The organism is Paraglaciecola sp., assembly GCF_051252315.1.
Classification (GTDB): Bacteria; Pseudomonadota; Gammaproteobacteria; order Enterobacterales; family Alteromonadaceae; genus Paraglaciecola.
Genome location: NZ_JBPOFP010000016.1, coordinates 40,219 through 54,293, shown reverse-complemented (window position 1 = coordinate 54,293; position 14,075 = coordinate 40,219). Strand labels below are relative to the sequence as shown.

The 14,075-nt window shown below is 40.3% G+C and carries 9 protein-coding genes and 1 pseudogene; 6 read left to right on the top strand and 4 right to left on the bottom strand.

All coding sequences use genetic code 11. The annotated features are described in order from the left end of the window. Positions 1-300 (bottom strand): annotated as a pseudogene (locus tag ACSHXM_RS05115) (hypothetical protein); the annotation flags it as partial. A gap of 184 nt (positions 301-484) precedes the next feature. Between ACSHXM_RS05115 and ACSHXM_RS05110 the strand changes: the two are divergent. The 3 genes from ACSHXM_RS05110 (at position 485) to ACSHXM_RS05100 (ending at position 4,790) form a co-directional block, all read left to right on the top strand. After that, the gene (locus tag ACSHXM_RS05110) at positions 485-1,252 is read left to right on the top strand and encodes a DeoR/GlpR family DNA-binding transcription regulator (protein WP_435687660.1); all 768 of its coding nucleotides are present in this window, start codon (positions 485-487) and stop codon (positions 1,250-1,252) included. Positions 1,253-1,267: 15 nt separating this feature from the next. Then, positions 1,268-3,100: a glutamine--fructose-6-phosphate transaminase (isomerizing) gene (gene glmS, locus ACSHXM_RS05105; protein WP_435687659.1), complete on the top strand. Its 1,833-nt coding sequence runs from the start codon at positions 1,268-1,270 to the stop codon at positions 3,098-3,100. Positions 3,101-3,284: 184 nt separating this feature from the next. Continuing rightward, the gene (locus ACSHXM_RS05100; protein ID WP_435687658.1) at positions 3,285-4,790 is read left to right on the top strand and encodes a hypothetical protein; all 1,506 of its coding nucleotides are present in this window, start codon (positions 3,285-3,287) and stop codon (positions 4,788-4,790) included. 83 nt (positions 4,791-4,873) lie between these two features. Here ACSHXM_RS05100 and ACSHXM_RS05095 read toward each other — a convergent pair whose 3' ends face one another. After that, positions 4,874-7,537 (bottom strand): tetratricopeptide repeat protein, encoded by a 2,664-nt coding sequence (locus ACSHXM_RS05095; protein WP_435687657.1) that lies wholly within the window; start codon positions 7,535-7,537, stop codon positions 4,874-4,876. Positions 7,538-7,964: 427 nt separating this feature from the next. Here ACSHXM_RS05095 and ACSHXM_RS05090 point away from each other — a divergent pair, with 427 nt between their 5' ends. Then, the gene (locus ACSHXM_RS05090; RefSeq protein ID WP_435687656.1) at positions 7,965-8,570 is read left to right on the top strand and encodes a DNA-3-methyladenine glycosylase I; all 606 of its coding nucleotides are present in this window, start codon (positions 7,965-7,967) and stop codon (positions 8,568-8,570) included. Positions 8,571-8,688: 118 nt separating this feature from the next. After that, positions 8,689-10,479 carry a protein adenylyltransferase SelO gene (locus ACSHXM_RS05085; protein ID WP_435687655.1) on the top strand — a complete coding sequence of 597 codons (1,791 nt, stop codon included), beginning with the start codon at positions 8,689-8,691 and terminating at the stop codon, positions 10,477-10,479. Between the two features lie 260 nt (positions 10,480-10,739). Here the strand turns inward: ACSHXM_RS05085 and ACSHXM_RS05080 are convergent, their stop codons facing one another. Both ACSHXM_RS05080 and ACSHXM_RS05075 read right to left on the bottom strand, forming a co-directional pair. Continuing rightward, the gene (locus tag ACSHXM_RS05080; RefSeq protein ID WP_435687654.1) at positions 10,740-11,825 is read right to left on the bottom strand and encodes a helix-turn-helix domain-containing protein; all 1,086 of its coding nucleotides are present in this window, start codon (positions 11,823-11,825) and stop codon (positions 10,740-10,742) included. Between the two features lie 44 nt (positions 11,826-11,869). Continuing rightward, positions 11,870-12,706 (bottom strand): hypothetical protein, encoded by an 837-nt coding sequence (locus ACSHXM_RS05075; RefSeq protein WP_435687653.1) that lies wholly within the window; start codon positions 12,704-12,706, stop codon positions 11,870-11,872. Between the two features lie 466 nt (positions 12,707-13,172). Here ACSHXM_RS05075 and ACSHXM_RS05070 point away from each other — a divergent pair, with 466 nt between their 5' ends. Further along, on the top strand, positions 13,173-14,066 hold the full coding sequence (locus ACSHXM_RS05070; protein WP_435687652.1) for a ThuA domain-containing protein: 894 nt from the start codon (positions 13,173-13,175) through the stop codon (positions 14,064-14,066). Positions 14,067-14,075: the final 9 nt, after the last annotated feature.

Sequence of the window (14,075 nt, the reverse complement as noted above, 5' to 3'; positions counted from 1 at the left end):
ATCTGTATCTAAATACCATTTTGGAAAAACAGCATGAGGAAGCTCTTCTTTGTAGACCCCCACAAAAATATCAGCCTTGTTTTGTAAAAACTGATTCTTAGCACGCAAAAACTCACTGGATGTGAATGTACATTTACAATTTGGCAATGCTTTTTTGATAACCTCAAAATACATTCCACTGCCGTCCTTATTAGTATAATCGGGCCAATAAGGTGCAACTATATGGATCGACTGTGCTCTCAATCCCCAACTTACACTCAAAAATACTATGACTAAACAACCTGACCGCAAACTACGCATTATCTAAATATTCCAGCTTTAAGGTAACCTATTAAATATATATTGCATTAACTTATCAGCAAGCCTAGTGAGCACTTTTTGAACTAAAGTATTAGTAAACATACTTACATTTCGAAATTAATACTTGATAATCGAAAGTTAAAGACTAAAATAAATTTCGTTTTGAAACTTAATTATCAAATAAATGCAAAAACGCAATACTCAACAAAGACGAAGAGCCATTATAGAGCGCCTGAATTTAGATGGTGAGGTATCTGTTGATCTCTTATCTAAATCATTTTCAACTTCTGAAGTTACGATTCGTAAAGATCTCGCTGAATTGGAAAATAACGGCCTATTGCTTAGAAAATTTGGTGGCGCGGTACTATTGCCCGTAGAATCGTCTGAACTTTCTAGTGAAAAAGTTTCAACTCGAAAGATTGCCATTGCAAAATTAGCTGCGACCTTAATCAAAGATCACAATCGTATTATTATTGATAGCGGCAGTACCACGTCAGCACTCATTCCAGAATTAAAAAGCAAGTTAGGCCTAGTGGTCATGACAAATTCTTTGCATGTTGCCAATTCATTATTAGAACAAGAAAACGAGCCCAAAGTCCTCATGACGGGTGGTTCATGGGATGCTCAATCTCACTCTTTTCAAGGTCAAATGGCCGAACAAATGTTACAAGCTTATAATTTCGATCAGGCTTTTTTAGGCGCCGCTGGTTTAGACATTGAAAAGGGGTCTACCACTTTCAACGAATTAACCCATTTAAGCCGTGTCATGGCAGACGTAGCGAATCAAGTGATTGTTATGGCCGAATCTGAAAAATTACAGCGTAAAATTCCCAATGTGGAATTGCCATGGAAATCAATATCCATCTTAATTACTGATGACGAAATAGATTTAAAAACCAAGAATTTAATTGAACAGCAAGGCGTTGAAGTATTCTGCGCCTCTACCCAATAATACGGAGAACATTTTATGTGTGGGATAGTTGGTGCAGTAGCACAGCGTGACGTAGTTGATATTTTAGTAGAGGGGTTAAAGCGCCTTGAATATAGAGGATATGATTCAGCAGGTGTAGCAATCATCAATTCTGATAGTAGTTTGCAACGTGTTCGTCGCTTAGGAAAAGTGCAAGAACTAGCAGATGCTGTCGCGACTAATCCATTAGTTGGCGGCACTGGGATTGCGCATACTCGCTGGGCTACACACGGTGTACCAAGTGAAAGCAATGCCCATCCACATATTTCTTCTGACAATATTGCCATAGTGCATAATGGCATCATTGAAAATCACGAAACATTACGCACAAAACTAATAAGCCTAGGTTATATATTTACTTCTGAAACAGATACCGAAGTTATTGCCCACTTAGTTCATCACGAACTCAAATCTCATGATTCTTTGTTGGCTGCTGTACAAACAACAGTTAAACAATTAGAAGGCGCTTATGGCACAGTAGTCACTGACTCAAATACCCCCGACAAAATGGTTGTGGCGCGCTCTGGTAGCCCACTAGTCATAGGTTATGGCTTGGGTGAAAACTTCATTGCCTCAGACATGATGGCACTACTACCCGTTACTCGTAAATTTGCATTTTTAGAAGAAGGCGACGTTGCCGAAGTAACACGTTTTGAGGTTAATATTTTTGATATTGACGGTAACCCGGTCCAACGTGAAGCAAAAGAGTCTGAAGTTAGCCACGATGCAGGCGACAAGGGTGAATATCGTCATTACATGTTGAAAGAAACGTACGAACAACCGATTGCCATTCGTAATACATTAGAAGGTCGAATTGTTGGTGACGAGCTCAGCTTAGATTGTTTTGGTGCTGGCGCTGAAGACATATTCAAAACCATTGAACACGTTCAAATCATTGCTTGTGGCACAAGTTATCACTCTGGCATGGTGGCACGTTATTGGTTAGAAGCGTTAGCGGGCGTATCCTGTAGCGTAGAAATTGCAAGTGAGTTTAGATATCGCAAATCTTTTGTACCTAAAAATTCATTACTCGTCACTATTTCGCAATCTGGTGAAACAGCCGATTCATTAGCCGCATTACGTTTGGCAAAAGAGCTCGGGTATCGTTCTAGTTTGTCTATTTGTAATGTTAATGGTTCTTCCTTGGTACGTGAATCTGACCTAGCCTTTATGACCAAAGCAGGAGCAGAAATAGGCGTAGCGTCAACCAAGGCTTTCACCACACAATTAGTTGGACTATTGATGATGACAGCAGCCATTGGTAAGTATCACGGCATGTCTGAAGAAACTCAAAAGTCTGTTTTACATGCATTAACAACCTTACCTAACAAACTTGAAGAAGTGTTAGCTTTAGCAGGTTCTATCGAAGATCTAGCAGAAGACTTTGCTGATAAACATCACAGCTTATTCTTAGGTAGAGGCGATCAATACCCAATCGCAATGGAAGGCGCCCTTAAGTTAAAAGAAATTTCTTATATTCATGCCGAAGCATATGCTGCAGGAGAGCTAAAACATGGGCCACTAGCGCTGATTGATGCTGAAATGCCGGTTATAGTAGTCGCCCCTAAAAATGATTTAATTGAAAAACTAAAATCTAACGTTGAAGAAGTCCGAGCTCGTGGTGGTTTGATGTATGTATTTGCTGATACCGACGCAAATTTTGAAAGTGACGATACAATGAAAGTCATTAATGTACCGCATTGTGAAGATATCATTGCACCGATTGTTTATACCTTACCACTTCAGTTGTTATCTTATTATGTAGCAATTATTAAAGGTACGGATGTAGACCAACCACGTAACCTTGCAAAGTCGGTGACGGTTGAATAACTGAATATTCGACAATAGCGATAAAAGAAAAGGCCGAAAGGCCTTTTTTTGTGTCTAAATAATAACTCATCTGGCAATTAACGATTTCCCGCTCACTTTATTCATTTACCTTTGCATTAATTTCCAATCACCAACACCTATGGTACCATCTTTTCAAACATCATATCTTTAAAGTTTTAGTATCATGGTAAAACAATTCATTAGCATAATTTTAGTGGCCGTATTTCTAACACTCTCATCCTGCGGCAGTGGCAGCAGTACTGCAATTGATGAGATTATCGAATGTTCAAATGGAGGCACAGATTATCCAGCTTGTACCGCGCCAGTTTGTGCAAATGGCGGAACTGACTACCCTGTATGCACAGCTCCAACATGTGCAAACGGTAGTACAGATTACCCCGCCTGCTCTGATCCAAGCTTGCCTGAGTTTTTAGCAGAAAGTGACTTTTTTGAAGATACCTCATTAACTATTCCTGAAGAACGTCAAAAAACGCTAACCAATGCCAACGGTAACGACTCAGGGAACTTAAACGCACTGATAACCGAGTTGGCTGATTTAGGTGGCGGCATTATCAAGATTCCTGCGGGTGATTGGTTATTTGGTGAAATTGTATTAAAAACGAATGTGCATTTATTTATCGACCCTGCAGCGATTATCACACCTGTACGTGTCACCTGGAACGGCCCTACTTTTCATTTGGGTTACAACGATTTAGATGTGTCGAATGTGAGTATTCGTTCAACCTCAGAATCCGAAAAATTTACCATAGACATGACGAGTTTACCCGACAGCTTATACCCGGTTTATCCGCTAACACCCGAGGCTACCGTTAGGCAAGAGCCTAGAGTCATGCCTTTTAGGGTGTCAGAAGTCGAAAATTTTATGATCCGTGGCGCTTTTATTAAAGACAAACACACTATTCATTCTTCAGTTAACTTTATACCCAGTGTGAAAAATGGAATATATGCGGGCGCAACCAAAGGTTTAGTCAAAGATATTTCCGTTATCAATGCTCATGGTGGTTATGGCGCGGTACAAACTCGTGTTGCAAAAAACATATTCTTTAAAAATATTGATTCTCTAGGTGGCGGGGCAACATTACGGATTGAAACAGACGCACCTCATGCATCTGGTGGAAAAGCCCCCATTGAAACCATGATCATAGAAGACATATTTGGTTATAACATTGGCTGTAAAGACGGAAATGCTGCTGTCATGATCCAGCCGTGGCAGGCCATCAATGGCAAATTTGATGTACAAAAAATTCAATCAAATAGTTGCGGTGCTGCTGTTCGTATCGACAGAGCATTTGTAGATTGGCGTACACCGAGTGGCAGCTTTACTAATCCAGATAATCTGCAAGTTGGCAGCTATGATCCAAGTTCTCGTATCACAGACGTAAAAGCAATCTACGGTACTACCGCCCAAGTAAAACAAGGTACCTCTCCTTTTATTCCATGTGAGTTACGTCATTTATACCAAGCAGAAATTTTGATGGAAACCTTCCACCAAGGCCCAAGTATCAGCCCGTTACTCTATGCCGCAAGTAGCAGCACATTAGCTGACGATAGATTCTATGACATTATTGTTCCGTCAGAAGACGAACTAATAACAGGTGCGACTGGATTCCCTGGAGCCTCTATAATCATCTCCCGTGATGAACAAAAAATTACCACATGCACTGAGTGAGTTGTTTGATAATAGGTACTGCATCTTGCAGTACCTATTATTGTATGAGCTGCACAATTGTAATTTCAAAATAGCTCAAGGCCTTATTGAGCATTCTCTAAATCAAACTTTAACCAAAGTTCTTTACGTTCTATCGGCGTTTTTTTGGTCAAATACTTATTGTCCAAGTGAATGATTGTCCGATTGGATAAGTTTGCCTTCTCAATAAAATCGGCAAAATACTGGTTAAACATCTCTTGTAAAACCCCTTCAGCAATCATTTTTTCTAAACCAAACTCTATCCTTTGGGCTATTCGAGGCGCTTTAGGCGAAACAAATATGTAGTAAGGCTGGGGCAAATATATCGCTAACCTAGGCTCAATCATTAAACTTGATAATTCTTTTTCTCGTATCGCGAGTTCGTCATACACTTCATGTATGCCTCTAGGAATAAAATCAAAGCGGCGTTTATCAAGCATTTTAAATGTACTGTCGTATGAGGTACTTTTTACTAGTATAAATCCTTCCTCATCTAACACCTCATTGAGTATCCAACCTTCTTGTACGCCTACCGTCAGCGCTTTTAACGCCTTAACCGAAGCAATATCTTTAAAGGTATTTTGATTCTTCTCGTGAATAGCCAGTAAACGATAACTCCCCACCCCTCGCCTAATTGGAATGCGAATAGGTAACGTTAAATACTCCCAATCTGGAGACGCCATGGACATGGCCACATTAATATCTATACCATCGTAAATCATCCACCTTTTCAAGTCGTTCGAAAGCGCCTTATCTATTACTACAAGCTCAAAAGGCCCAAACTTTTCAGTACTTAATTCTAAGGATTTTTTTAAAATTGCGTGAGTATATTTGGGGCGTACATCTAGCGCTGAATCACCAGTTGTAGTCTTGATAAGATCGACACTAAATGAATTAAAAGATAACAATATTAACGCCACAAACAACAGCACCATAAAGATAGTGGTGTACTTAGTCTTCAAATATACTCGGCCAACTACCAACACACTAATAATCAAACAAAGCGCTATCAGGCTTGCGATAAGCAGGGTATTTTTGTTTTGTAGCTCAGCTATCTTGTTTTCTTTTTCCAAAAGGCTTAATTTATTTTTTTCATTGTCTAACTCTAGCGAAATCAACGACTTTTCGCGCTTCAATCTCTCAAATGCCCTTTCTTTTTTTTCTACATCTAAAATGATATACATCTCTGCAGAGCGTTTATTAATCGTATCCGTTTTGATTTCATCAGTTAACGCCTCCTTAGTTTTTGCGTAAGCCAGTGCCTGTTTGTAATTATGACGCTTTTCTTCAGCTAAAATTAACGCACTATAGGCCAACTCAGACAAGGCTTTTGCCCCTATTCTATTAGCTAACTCCAAACTATTTTTTGCAAGAGAGACTGATTCTGAGATATCTACATTAGAATATACGATAGCAAGATACGCTTGGGTCTCGGCTTGATTCCACACATCCTTTAATGACTCAAATAGGGTAATGGCCGTATGATAGGTTTGAATAGCATCCGTCTCTTTGCCCATTTGGTAATAAACATAACCAATGTTCTTTTTAACCGTAGCTAACCCACTTCGATCACCTACTCGTTCGTATATTTCGTAGGCTTCGTTTGATAACTCAATCGCCTTGTTATGTTGCCCATCAGCAGAGAGCAACTTAGCTAAATCTCTAAGCGCCGCCGCACGGTATTTAGGGTTGATTTCAGCACTAGCAATATCTATAACCTGAGAAAAGTATGCCTTAGCATTTTCACTCTGGTTTAAATGAAGGTATACCAGTCCAATAGAGTTTAAAGAGGCCGCTAATCCATTAATACTGTTGTTTTTTTGATTTAACTCTATGGCTTCTAGACCATTTATTAAAGCATCTTCGTAGCTACTAATTTTTCTATAAAAAATTGATAATGAAGAGAGTGACTTTAATATTTGTTTTTCATTTTTAAGTGTGCGGGCCATGGTCAAAGATCGCTTTGCGTTCTCTATAGCCTCCGAATATTGGCCAATTTGGGCCTGTGTTTTGGCCAACTCAATAATGGTATTTGGCATTGCGGCTTCATTTTCGTTACTTTCTAGAAAAGCCAACGCTTTTTTGTAATAACGAATACTGGATTCAAACTCTTTAATATTTTTATAGGCATTTGCGGTATTTCTATACAACCTCAGCACATTACGGTTGGTTTCGTTAGACATATGACGTTGCGCCAATAAGTAAACCGTTACGGCATCTTCAAACCGCTTCATTGTTTGTAACAAGGTACCTTTGATAAGTAAGCTTTTAAATACCAGACTAGGTTCATTACTTTTACGAGCAATCACCAAAGCTCGATGGATATAATCCATACTCCTTTCATAATTTTTTAAATACCGTTGAATAGAAGACATATTGCTTAACATGTCTACCGATAGCCTAGCGTTGTTGAGCGGTAACATGACTCTCTCGGCTTGAAACAAATATTTTTCTGCCATCAAGTATTTTTTTTCAAGTTTTGCTGTTTGAGCTTGCTCGATTAACACTCTCACAATCAGGTGTTGTTTATTCTGTTCCGTTGCCAATCTATAGGCATAATCTAACGCTTTGTAGGCTTCGTTTGGGTCTGACTTTTGTTGACTTAGTGCATATTCAATATGTGCTTTAGGATTATTTTTATCTTCTTTGCCAACCGGACGGGCTGATAAATGGCAGGACACAATAACAAGAAATAAAATCTGTAAAACAATACCAAAACGCAAGGACATACATAAACCTCTGTTTGCTAAAATTAAACATTCCTGTTCTGAAAAACTTCCAACGATAATATGTAGGTGATAGTTAAACCTAGTTCAATTTCTCTACACCTGCAATTAAATCAAAATGGCGACACGACAAATTAGATCGTTACTATTTTCGGGAATATCGACGTAGCGTTTACCTTGCACGACATGTCCAAAATAAAAGTTTGACGATTAAAGATGAAACTATAAATGAAAAGCTTTCAACTCAAAATTAGACCATAGTCGGTATTGAAGATCTCATCTTGATTACAAGCTGATGCCTTTGTTGCTCCCTTAAAGGGTCGCTCAACGTATTAAAAGAGTGGTTATAATGCATGTCCTGAAAATTCATGCGATCATTGAAAGCAAACCTAAGAGCCAGATACTTTCAACAAATAAGGAAATTGTAACTATGTCAGATATTTATATCGCCGAGGATGGCAAAGCCTTATGTGCTTGGTGCAAAGCCACACCACAGTATATTGCCTATCACGAAAACGAATGGGGTTATCCGGTAACCGATGATCAGCGACTATTTGAAAAAATCTGTTTAGAAGGATTTCAATCAGGCCTAAGTTGGCTGACTATTTTAGTAAAACGCGAAAATTTCAGAGCGGCCTTTGCACAGTTTGATTTTAATCTGGTGGCTAAGTTTACCGAAGACGATGTTGAACGTTTAGTGTTAGATGCCGGCATAATACGTCATCGCGGAAAAATTACAGCCACCATCAACAACGCTAAACGCGCACAAGAATTAATTGCAGAATTTGGTTCATTAGCTCATTACTTTTGGCAGTTTGAACCCAAACGAAATGAGGCTATTGCGCCAGAGTTTATGGCCACGTGTGAAGAATCAGTGGCTTTATCTAAAGACTTAAAAAAGCGCGGTTGGAAATTTGTAGGTCCCACAACTATGTATGCATTTATGCAAGCAATGGGCATGGTGAATGATCATGCCCAAGGTTGTGATTTAAGAGTAAAAGCCATGAAGTTAAGGGCTGAGTTAGTTCGTCCTTAAGCTAATACCAATTTCAGAAAAACAAAGTGTCCCTTGCAGATCACAGGTATCGACATTCCGAATAAGGTAAGATAGCAAGTCTTAACATTTTCCTTTACGCGCCTTGGTATCCACAAGTATGACAAACACATCGCCTGAAAAAAACGCTGCTACAATTTCTACGCTTAAGGATCTTGCGTCTTTGGCTAATTATTCCCTGATGGACACACTCAATTGTGATCCAGACGCGACAGAAAATGGTGTCGACCATGCACCTCGGCAAGTTTTCTCGGGTCATTACGTACCGGTTAACCCTACTCCGATTAGCCAACCAGAGTATATAGCCCACAGCAAAACCTTCTTCAATGAACTAGGTTTTTGCGACAGCATGGCGCAGTCAGTCGACTTTATGCGTATGTTCTCCGGCGATACCTCTAAGGTGCCAGTCCCAATGCGCAAAACCGGTTGGGCAACAGGTTATGCACTTTCCATTTATGGGCGAGAATACTTTCAGCAGTGTCCGTTTCGAACGGGTAATGGTTATGGCGACGGTCGTGCTATTTCTGTACTTGAAGCTGTCATTAACGGTCAACGCTGGGAGATGCAACTAAAAGGGGGCGGTCAAACACCCTATTGTCGTGGCGCAGACGGTCGCGCAGTATTACGCTCAAGTATTCGCGAATTTTTAGCTCAAGAACACATGTACGCACTGGGCGTACCTACATCAAGGTCGTTAAGTTTATACGTGTCTAAAACCGACACAGTGCAGCGCCCCTGGTATTCACCTGGGTCGTTATCGCAAGATCCCGACAGATATTTTGATGAACCTACCGCCATATCAACAAGGGTTGCGCCGTCGTTTTTGCGGGTTGGCCAATTAGAACTTTTTGCTCGTAGAGTGCGGTTCGAGCAACATCCGGCTGCATTGGAAGAGCTGGAAAAAATTGTACTTCACGCGATTGACCGCGAGTACAGCGACGAAATCGACAGCCAGCTGTCGACCCCCGATAAAGTATTGTTACTGGCGCGTAAGTATCAAGATCGCCTTTCATCATTGGTTGCTAATTGGATCCGCGTAGGGTTTTGCCAAGGTAATTTCAACAGCGATAACTGCGCGGTAGGGGGCTTTACCCTTGATTATGGTCCTTTTGGTTTTTGCGATAGCTATCAACCTTATTATCAACCTTGGACTGGTGGCGGACAACACTTCTCTTTCATGAACCAACCCAATGCCGCGCACAAAAACTTTGAGATGTTTTGTTCTGCATTACAGCCTTTATTGGCAGAACATCAAGACAAGCTAGCTGAACTTGAGCAAATCCAAGATGAGTTTTCTAAGATTATGAACACAAAAATGAAAACCATGTTGGCCGCCAAATTAGGTTTACGCTCATTAAAAACGGAAGCCGACCAGTCAGCTTTCAATCTGTTGATTGGCGAATTAGAAACCCTAATGACTCAAACACCGGTGGATTACACTATTTTCTTCCGCGAGCTTTCGTCAATCCCCAGCGACATTAGCCCGTTAAAGAAAAGTTTTTACAATAACGGATCCAATCACGCCCTCAAAACTAATGCCAACAGCATAGATGCCACAGAGTTAGATAAACACTGGACGCACTGGTTAGAAAATTGGAAAACTCTGTTATTTAGCGCGAATATCAGCAATGACACTTCACCTAGTTCGAATGAAGAAATCGCTAAACAAATGAAAATGGTTAACCCAAAATACATTTTACGCGAATGGTTTTTGGTGCCAGCTTATCAACAAGCAGCAATGGGCGATTATGCACTCATACACGAACTCCAAGAGATAATGACTCAACCCTATGCAGAACAATCAAAGTTAATTGAAGATAAATACTATCGCTTGAAACCAACTGAGTATTTTGAGGTCGGCGGGTTGTCTCACTTGAGTTGTTCTTCATGAAGATTCTGTATTTTTTATAAGAAATGAAAAGCACGCTACGCGCCATCGTCGTGATGGTTTTTGACTCGAATCTGTGAGAGCAGTTACTTTAGTTCTTAACTGCAAAATGCTTGACGTTGACGAATTTAAATCCCGGTTCACCCGTCGTATTAGCCAAGTTTACTTCTATAACCAAAAGTAAAAAACGAATATTTTGAATAAGCATATGCTTCACTTAAACCTTTCTTTTTAAGCTGTGAAACTTTTCAAAAGTTCAAAGACTAGTTAAGCTTTTTATATTGAGTAGGTGTAACTCCAGACTTCTCTTTAAACACTTTATAAAAGGTATTCCTATTGTTAAAACCGGCTTGATAAGCAACATCAGCAATGGAATATTTATGACTGATTTGATTCAGCAACTTTAACGATTCTTGATAACGCAGTTCGTTTAAAAAGTCGTAAAAACTGATACTCATGTGCAAGTTAAACAATTCTGACAACTGATTTCTAGTCACGCCTAACAAGGATGCCAGCTTTGGCAAAGAAATATCGTCATCCATATGCGGTTGAAACTCCTGCACTAAGCAGTCAAGTTTAGACTGTAAATCTGCGGCGGCTTCAGGGGATAGCTCCACGTTGCGCAATTTTTGTGACGGCGGCTCTCTTTGAACATCATTTACTTCATTAGCAGTTGTAAAAAATTGCGGGCGAAAAACAGAACATAAAGCGATGCTATTGACATAGATTGAAATTAAACAGGCTAAAGTAGTCACCAAATTTATATCAGGGGTTAATCCTAGGTTAAACGCACTAAGGATAATAATGTCAACCAAGGTGGTTATCAGCAGCCCAATAGCAAAAAACATCATCCAAAAGTAGAGTGTATTTTGATGCCCAGTGAATAGATTTTTAAGCCTAGTTTTATGCTGGCTTAAAAGGTAAACCGTGTAGCTTGCATAAGTAAATATTTGAATGAAAAGTAAGGTTAATAAGAGCCAGTTGTATTCGGCTAGCACCGGGAGTAGACGTAAGACGTTCACTAAAATTAGCGGCGTGAGATGCAAAACAAGTTCACCCTTTGTTACCTGTTTTAACACCCCTTGTTTTACCAAAAAATACAATAATGGCCCGTAAGCCCAAGTGAGGTTTTGGCTGATGCGGTTTAGCCATTGAATAGGTTGATCGTTCATTATGGCCAGATAACCATTAACGGGCGATACCAGTAATACTAGGATATATGACACCATAGTCAGCTTGATCATGGTTTTGACTTGCTGCGCCACGGTAAGATTAAGGCAAGTCCACACACCCAAACTGAATGAAAATATATACCAGACTTTCAGTAACTCAATTTGCGTGCCGGACATGTTGTTCCTTATTCTTAGTTGATTAAAGTTAGAGGGAGTCTGATTCAATTACTACTAGTGAAGGTAGTAAACCTACCCGAAAATATAATCAACCCATCCGCGAAGTTTTGATACCAGATCCCAGAATAAGGTGTTTGGTATACATACACCATAGTGTAATTAGCCGTAAAACCGAGCGAAGGAATGGTTTGCTCGGTTTGTTCAACCACCACATTTTTCGATATTTTTTCATACTGGTAAACTCCATGGTGCGCTACTGTTCCTGGGCCAAAGCCAACCGCATCATAGGTGTTTTCAGCCGTGTACGACTGCAACACAACCGTACCCTGACCTGGATACCCTCCGTCGGGAATATTTTCACTGGCTGAGTGCAATATACTGAATACTACAGTAGTGCCACTATAACTGTCTGGGGCAAAGCTTTCATCAAATGTAGTCTCAAGACTAAATCGCCCCGATATGATTAAATCACCGTCGTGATCTTTACGCGTGAAAGAGCCATTAGAAATGGATTCAAAGTAAAAGGTAGTATTAACAACCTCTCCTGTAAGATCATCAGTCAATTTCTCACTGGCAATCGACTTGCCTCTTCGACGATACTGGTATCTTGCACTGCCTTCGCTATGCAATGTATCGCCAACCCCCGCATATGTCATATTTCGTGAATCTGAGTATTGCTGCAAAACCACGCCTTTAGACGGATATAGACTATCTACAGAGTGCTCTACCTGTAACACAATGGTCTTATTCTTTAGCGAATGAGGCACAAAGCTATGGTGGCTAGGAGATGTTGCCTGACAACCAAAACTAAACAAACCTAATGTAACAAAAGCCATTATTTTACAGCGCACCTTTGCCGCAGTGTGATTGATAAATGCCATGTTGTACTCCCTTAAAGTTAGATTGCGTAATAGTAAGCAAATGCCATTCACTTGCTTCGGGGTGGCAATATACACACTGTTAATTGGTATAAGTGTCATTCGGTAGAAAGTGACAATTTAATTAAACGTTAGAACCGTACACACTAGTAATAACAAACAAGGGTAAGCGCACAGTATTAATATGCTATTAATTTGTTGAGTTCAGCACATCACAGTGAACTAGACAAAATGGCGGTTTAAAAAGGGGTAGCGAGTGCATAGAAGACACCGATTGCGCCTATCCAAAAACAGCTATGACTTGAGCAATCAAATTATCATGCCTGTCCTGATAATTCCTCTCGCAGGAATTATTCGCGGTGCGAATGCTTTTCATCTTAGTAAGCAAATTGCGTACATTTGTTTCATTGCTACCAGAACCCAAAGGGCTTTATACTGATTCTTAACCTAAACAAAAAAAGCCTTATTGATGAAATTAATACATCTTCTCCCCCTTGTGCTGTTGGCCGCTTGTTCTGCTGAAGAGCCTGCTTCATTAGTGTCTGAAACCAAACCAGCTGTTTCGGTTGTAGGTGAAAAGGTCACTACCACTAGTCGTTATTACGAACATGTGCCTACGCCTTCTATTTTGATTTTTTCTGAGACCCGTGATTGGCGTCATGAGGAAGGTATTGCTGGTGCAACTTTGGCAATTATGAAGATCGCAAAAGATATGGGCCATGGTTATTTCACCACTGAGCATAGTGGCGTTTTTAACGATAAAGACTTAGCTCGTTATGATGTTGTAGTGTTTAACAATATGACTGGCGATTCGTTAACACCAGATGAAGAGGCGGCTTTTGCTAGGTGGCAGGCTAAAGGAAACGGAACTGTGTTAATTCATGGTGCGGGTGATGCGTCACATCAAGATTGGGGTTCTTATCATAATGATTTGTTAGGTGCGACCTTTGTGAGTCACCCTATGGCACCACAATTTCAAGAGGCACGGGTTGAAGTGTTAGCACCGGCCCACCCAGTAATGCAAGGTGTACCAAGTGAGTTTATGGCCACAGATGAGTGGTACACATTTGAAGCACCGCCAAGTGATGATTTTGTGATCCTAGCGGGTTTAGATGAAAGCACCTATAGCCCAAAGAATACAGTGTATGGTGACCGTTCAGATTTACGCATGGGGCCTAAACCTGCCGACCATCCAATTATTTGGTCCCGTTGTATTGGCAACAATCAGGCCCGTTCGGTGTTTACTGCTATGGGGCACAGATACGAAACCTACGAAACAAAAGAAGCATTACTTTTATTAAAGAATATGCTGAATTGGGTGGCTAAGAAGACCGATCCCCAATCGGGTGGTTGTACAAAGTAACTGTTTGCG

Excerpts from the sequence above, each read along its gene's own strand:
- ACSHXM_RS05075 (WP_435687653.1), bottom strand. The coding sequence starts at position 12,706 with ATGGCATTTATCAATCACACTGCGGCAAAGGTGCGCTGTAAAATAATG.
- ACSHXM_RS05095 (WP_435687657.1), bottom strand. The coding sequence starts at position 7,537 with ATGTCCTTGCGTTTTGGTATTGTTTTACAGATTTTATTTCTTGTTATT.
- ACSHXM_RS05100 (WP_435687658.1), top strand. The coding sequence starts at position 3,285 with ATGGTAAAACAATTCATTAGCATAATTTTAGTGGCCGTATTTCTAACA.
- ACSHXM_RS05080 (WP_435687654.1), bottom strand. The coding sequence starts at position 11,825 with ATGTCCGGCACGCAAATTGAGTTACTGAAAGTCTGGTATATATTTTCA.
- ACSHXM_RS05090 (WP_435687656.1), top strand. The coding sequence starts at position 7,965 with ATGTCAGATATTTATATCGCCGAGGATGGCAAAGCCTTATGTGCTTGG.
- ACSHXM_RS05110 (WP_435687660.1), top strand. The coding sequence starts at position 485 with ATGCAAAAACGCAATACTCAACAAAGACGAAGAGCCATTATAGAGCGC.
- glmS (WP_435687659.1), top strand. The coding sequence starts at position 1,268 with ATGTGTGGGATAGTTGGTGCAGTAGCACAGCGTGACGTAGTTGATATT.
- ACSHXM_RS05085 (WP_435687655.1), top strand. The coding sequence starts at position 8,689 with ATGACAAACACATCGCCTGAAAAAAACGCTGCTACAATTTCTACGCTT.
- ACSHXM_RS05070 (WP_435687652.1), top strand. The coding sequence starts at position 13,173 with ATGAAATTAATACATCTTCTCCCCCTTGTGCTGTTGGCCGCTTGTTCT.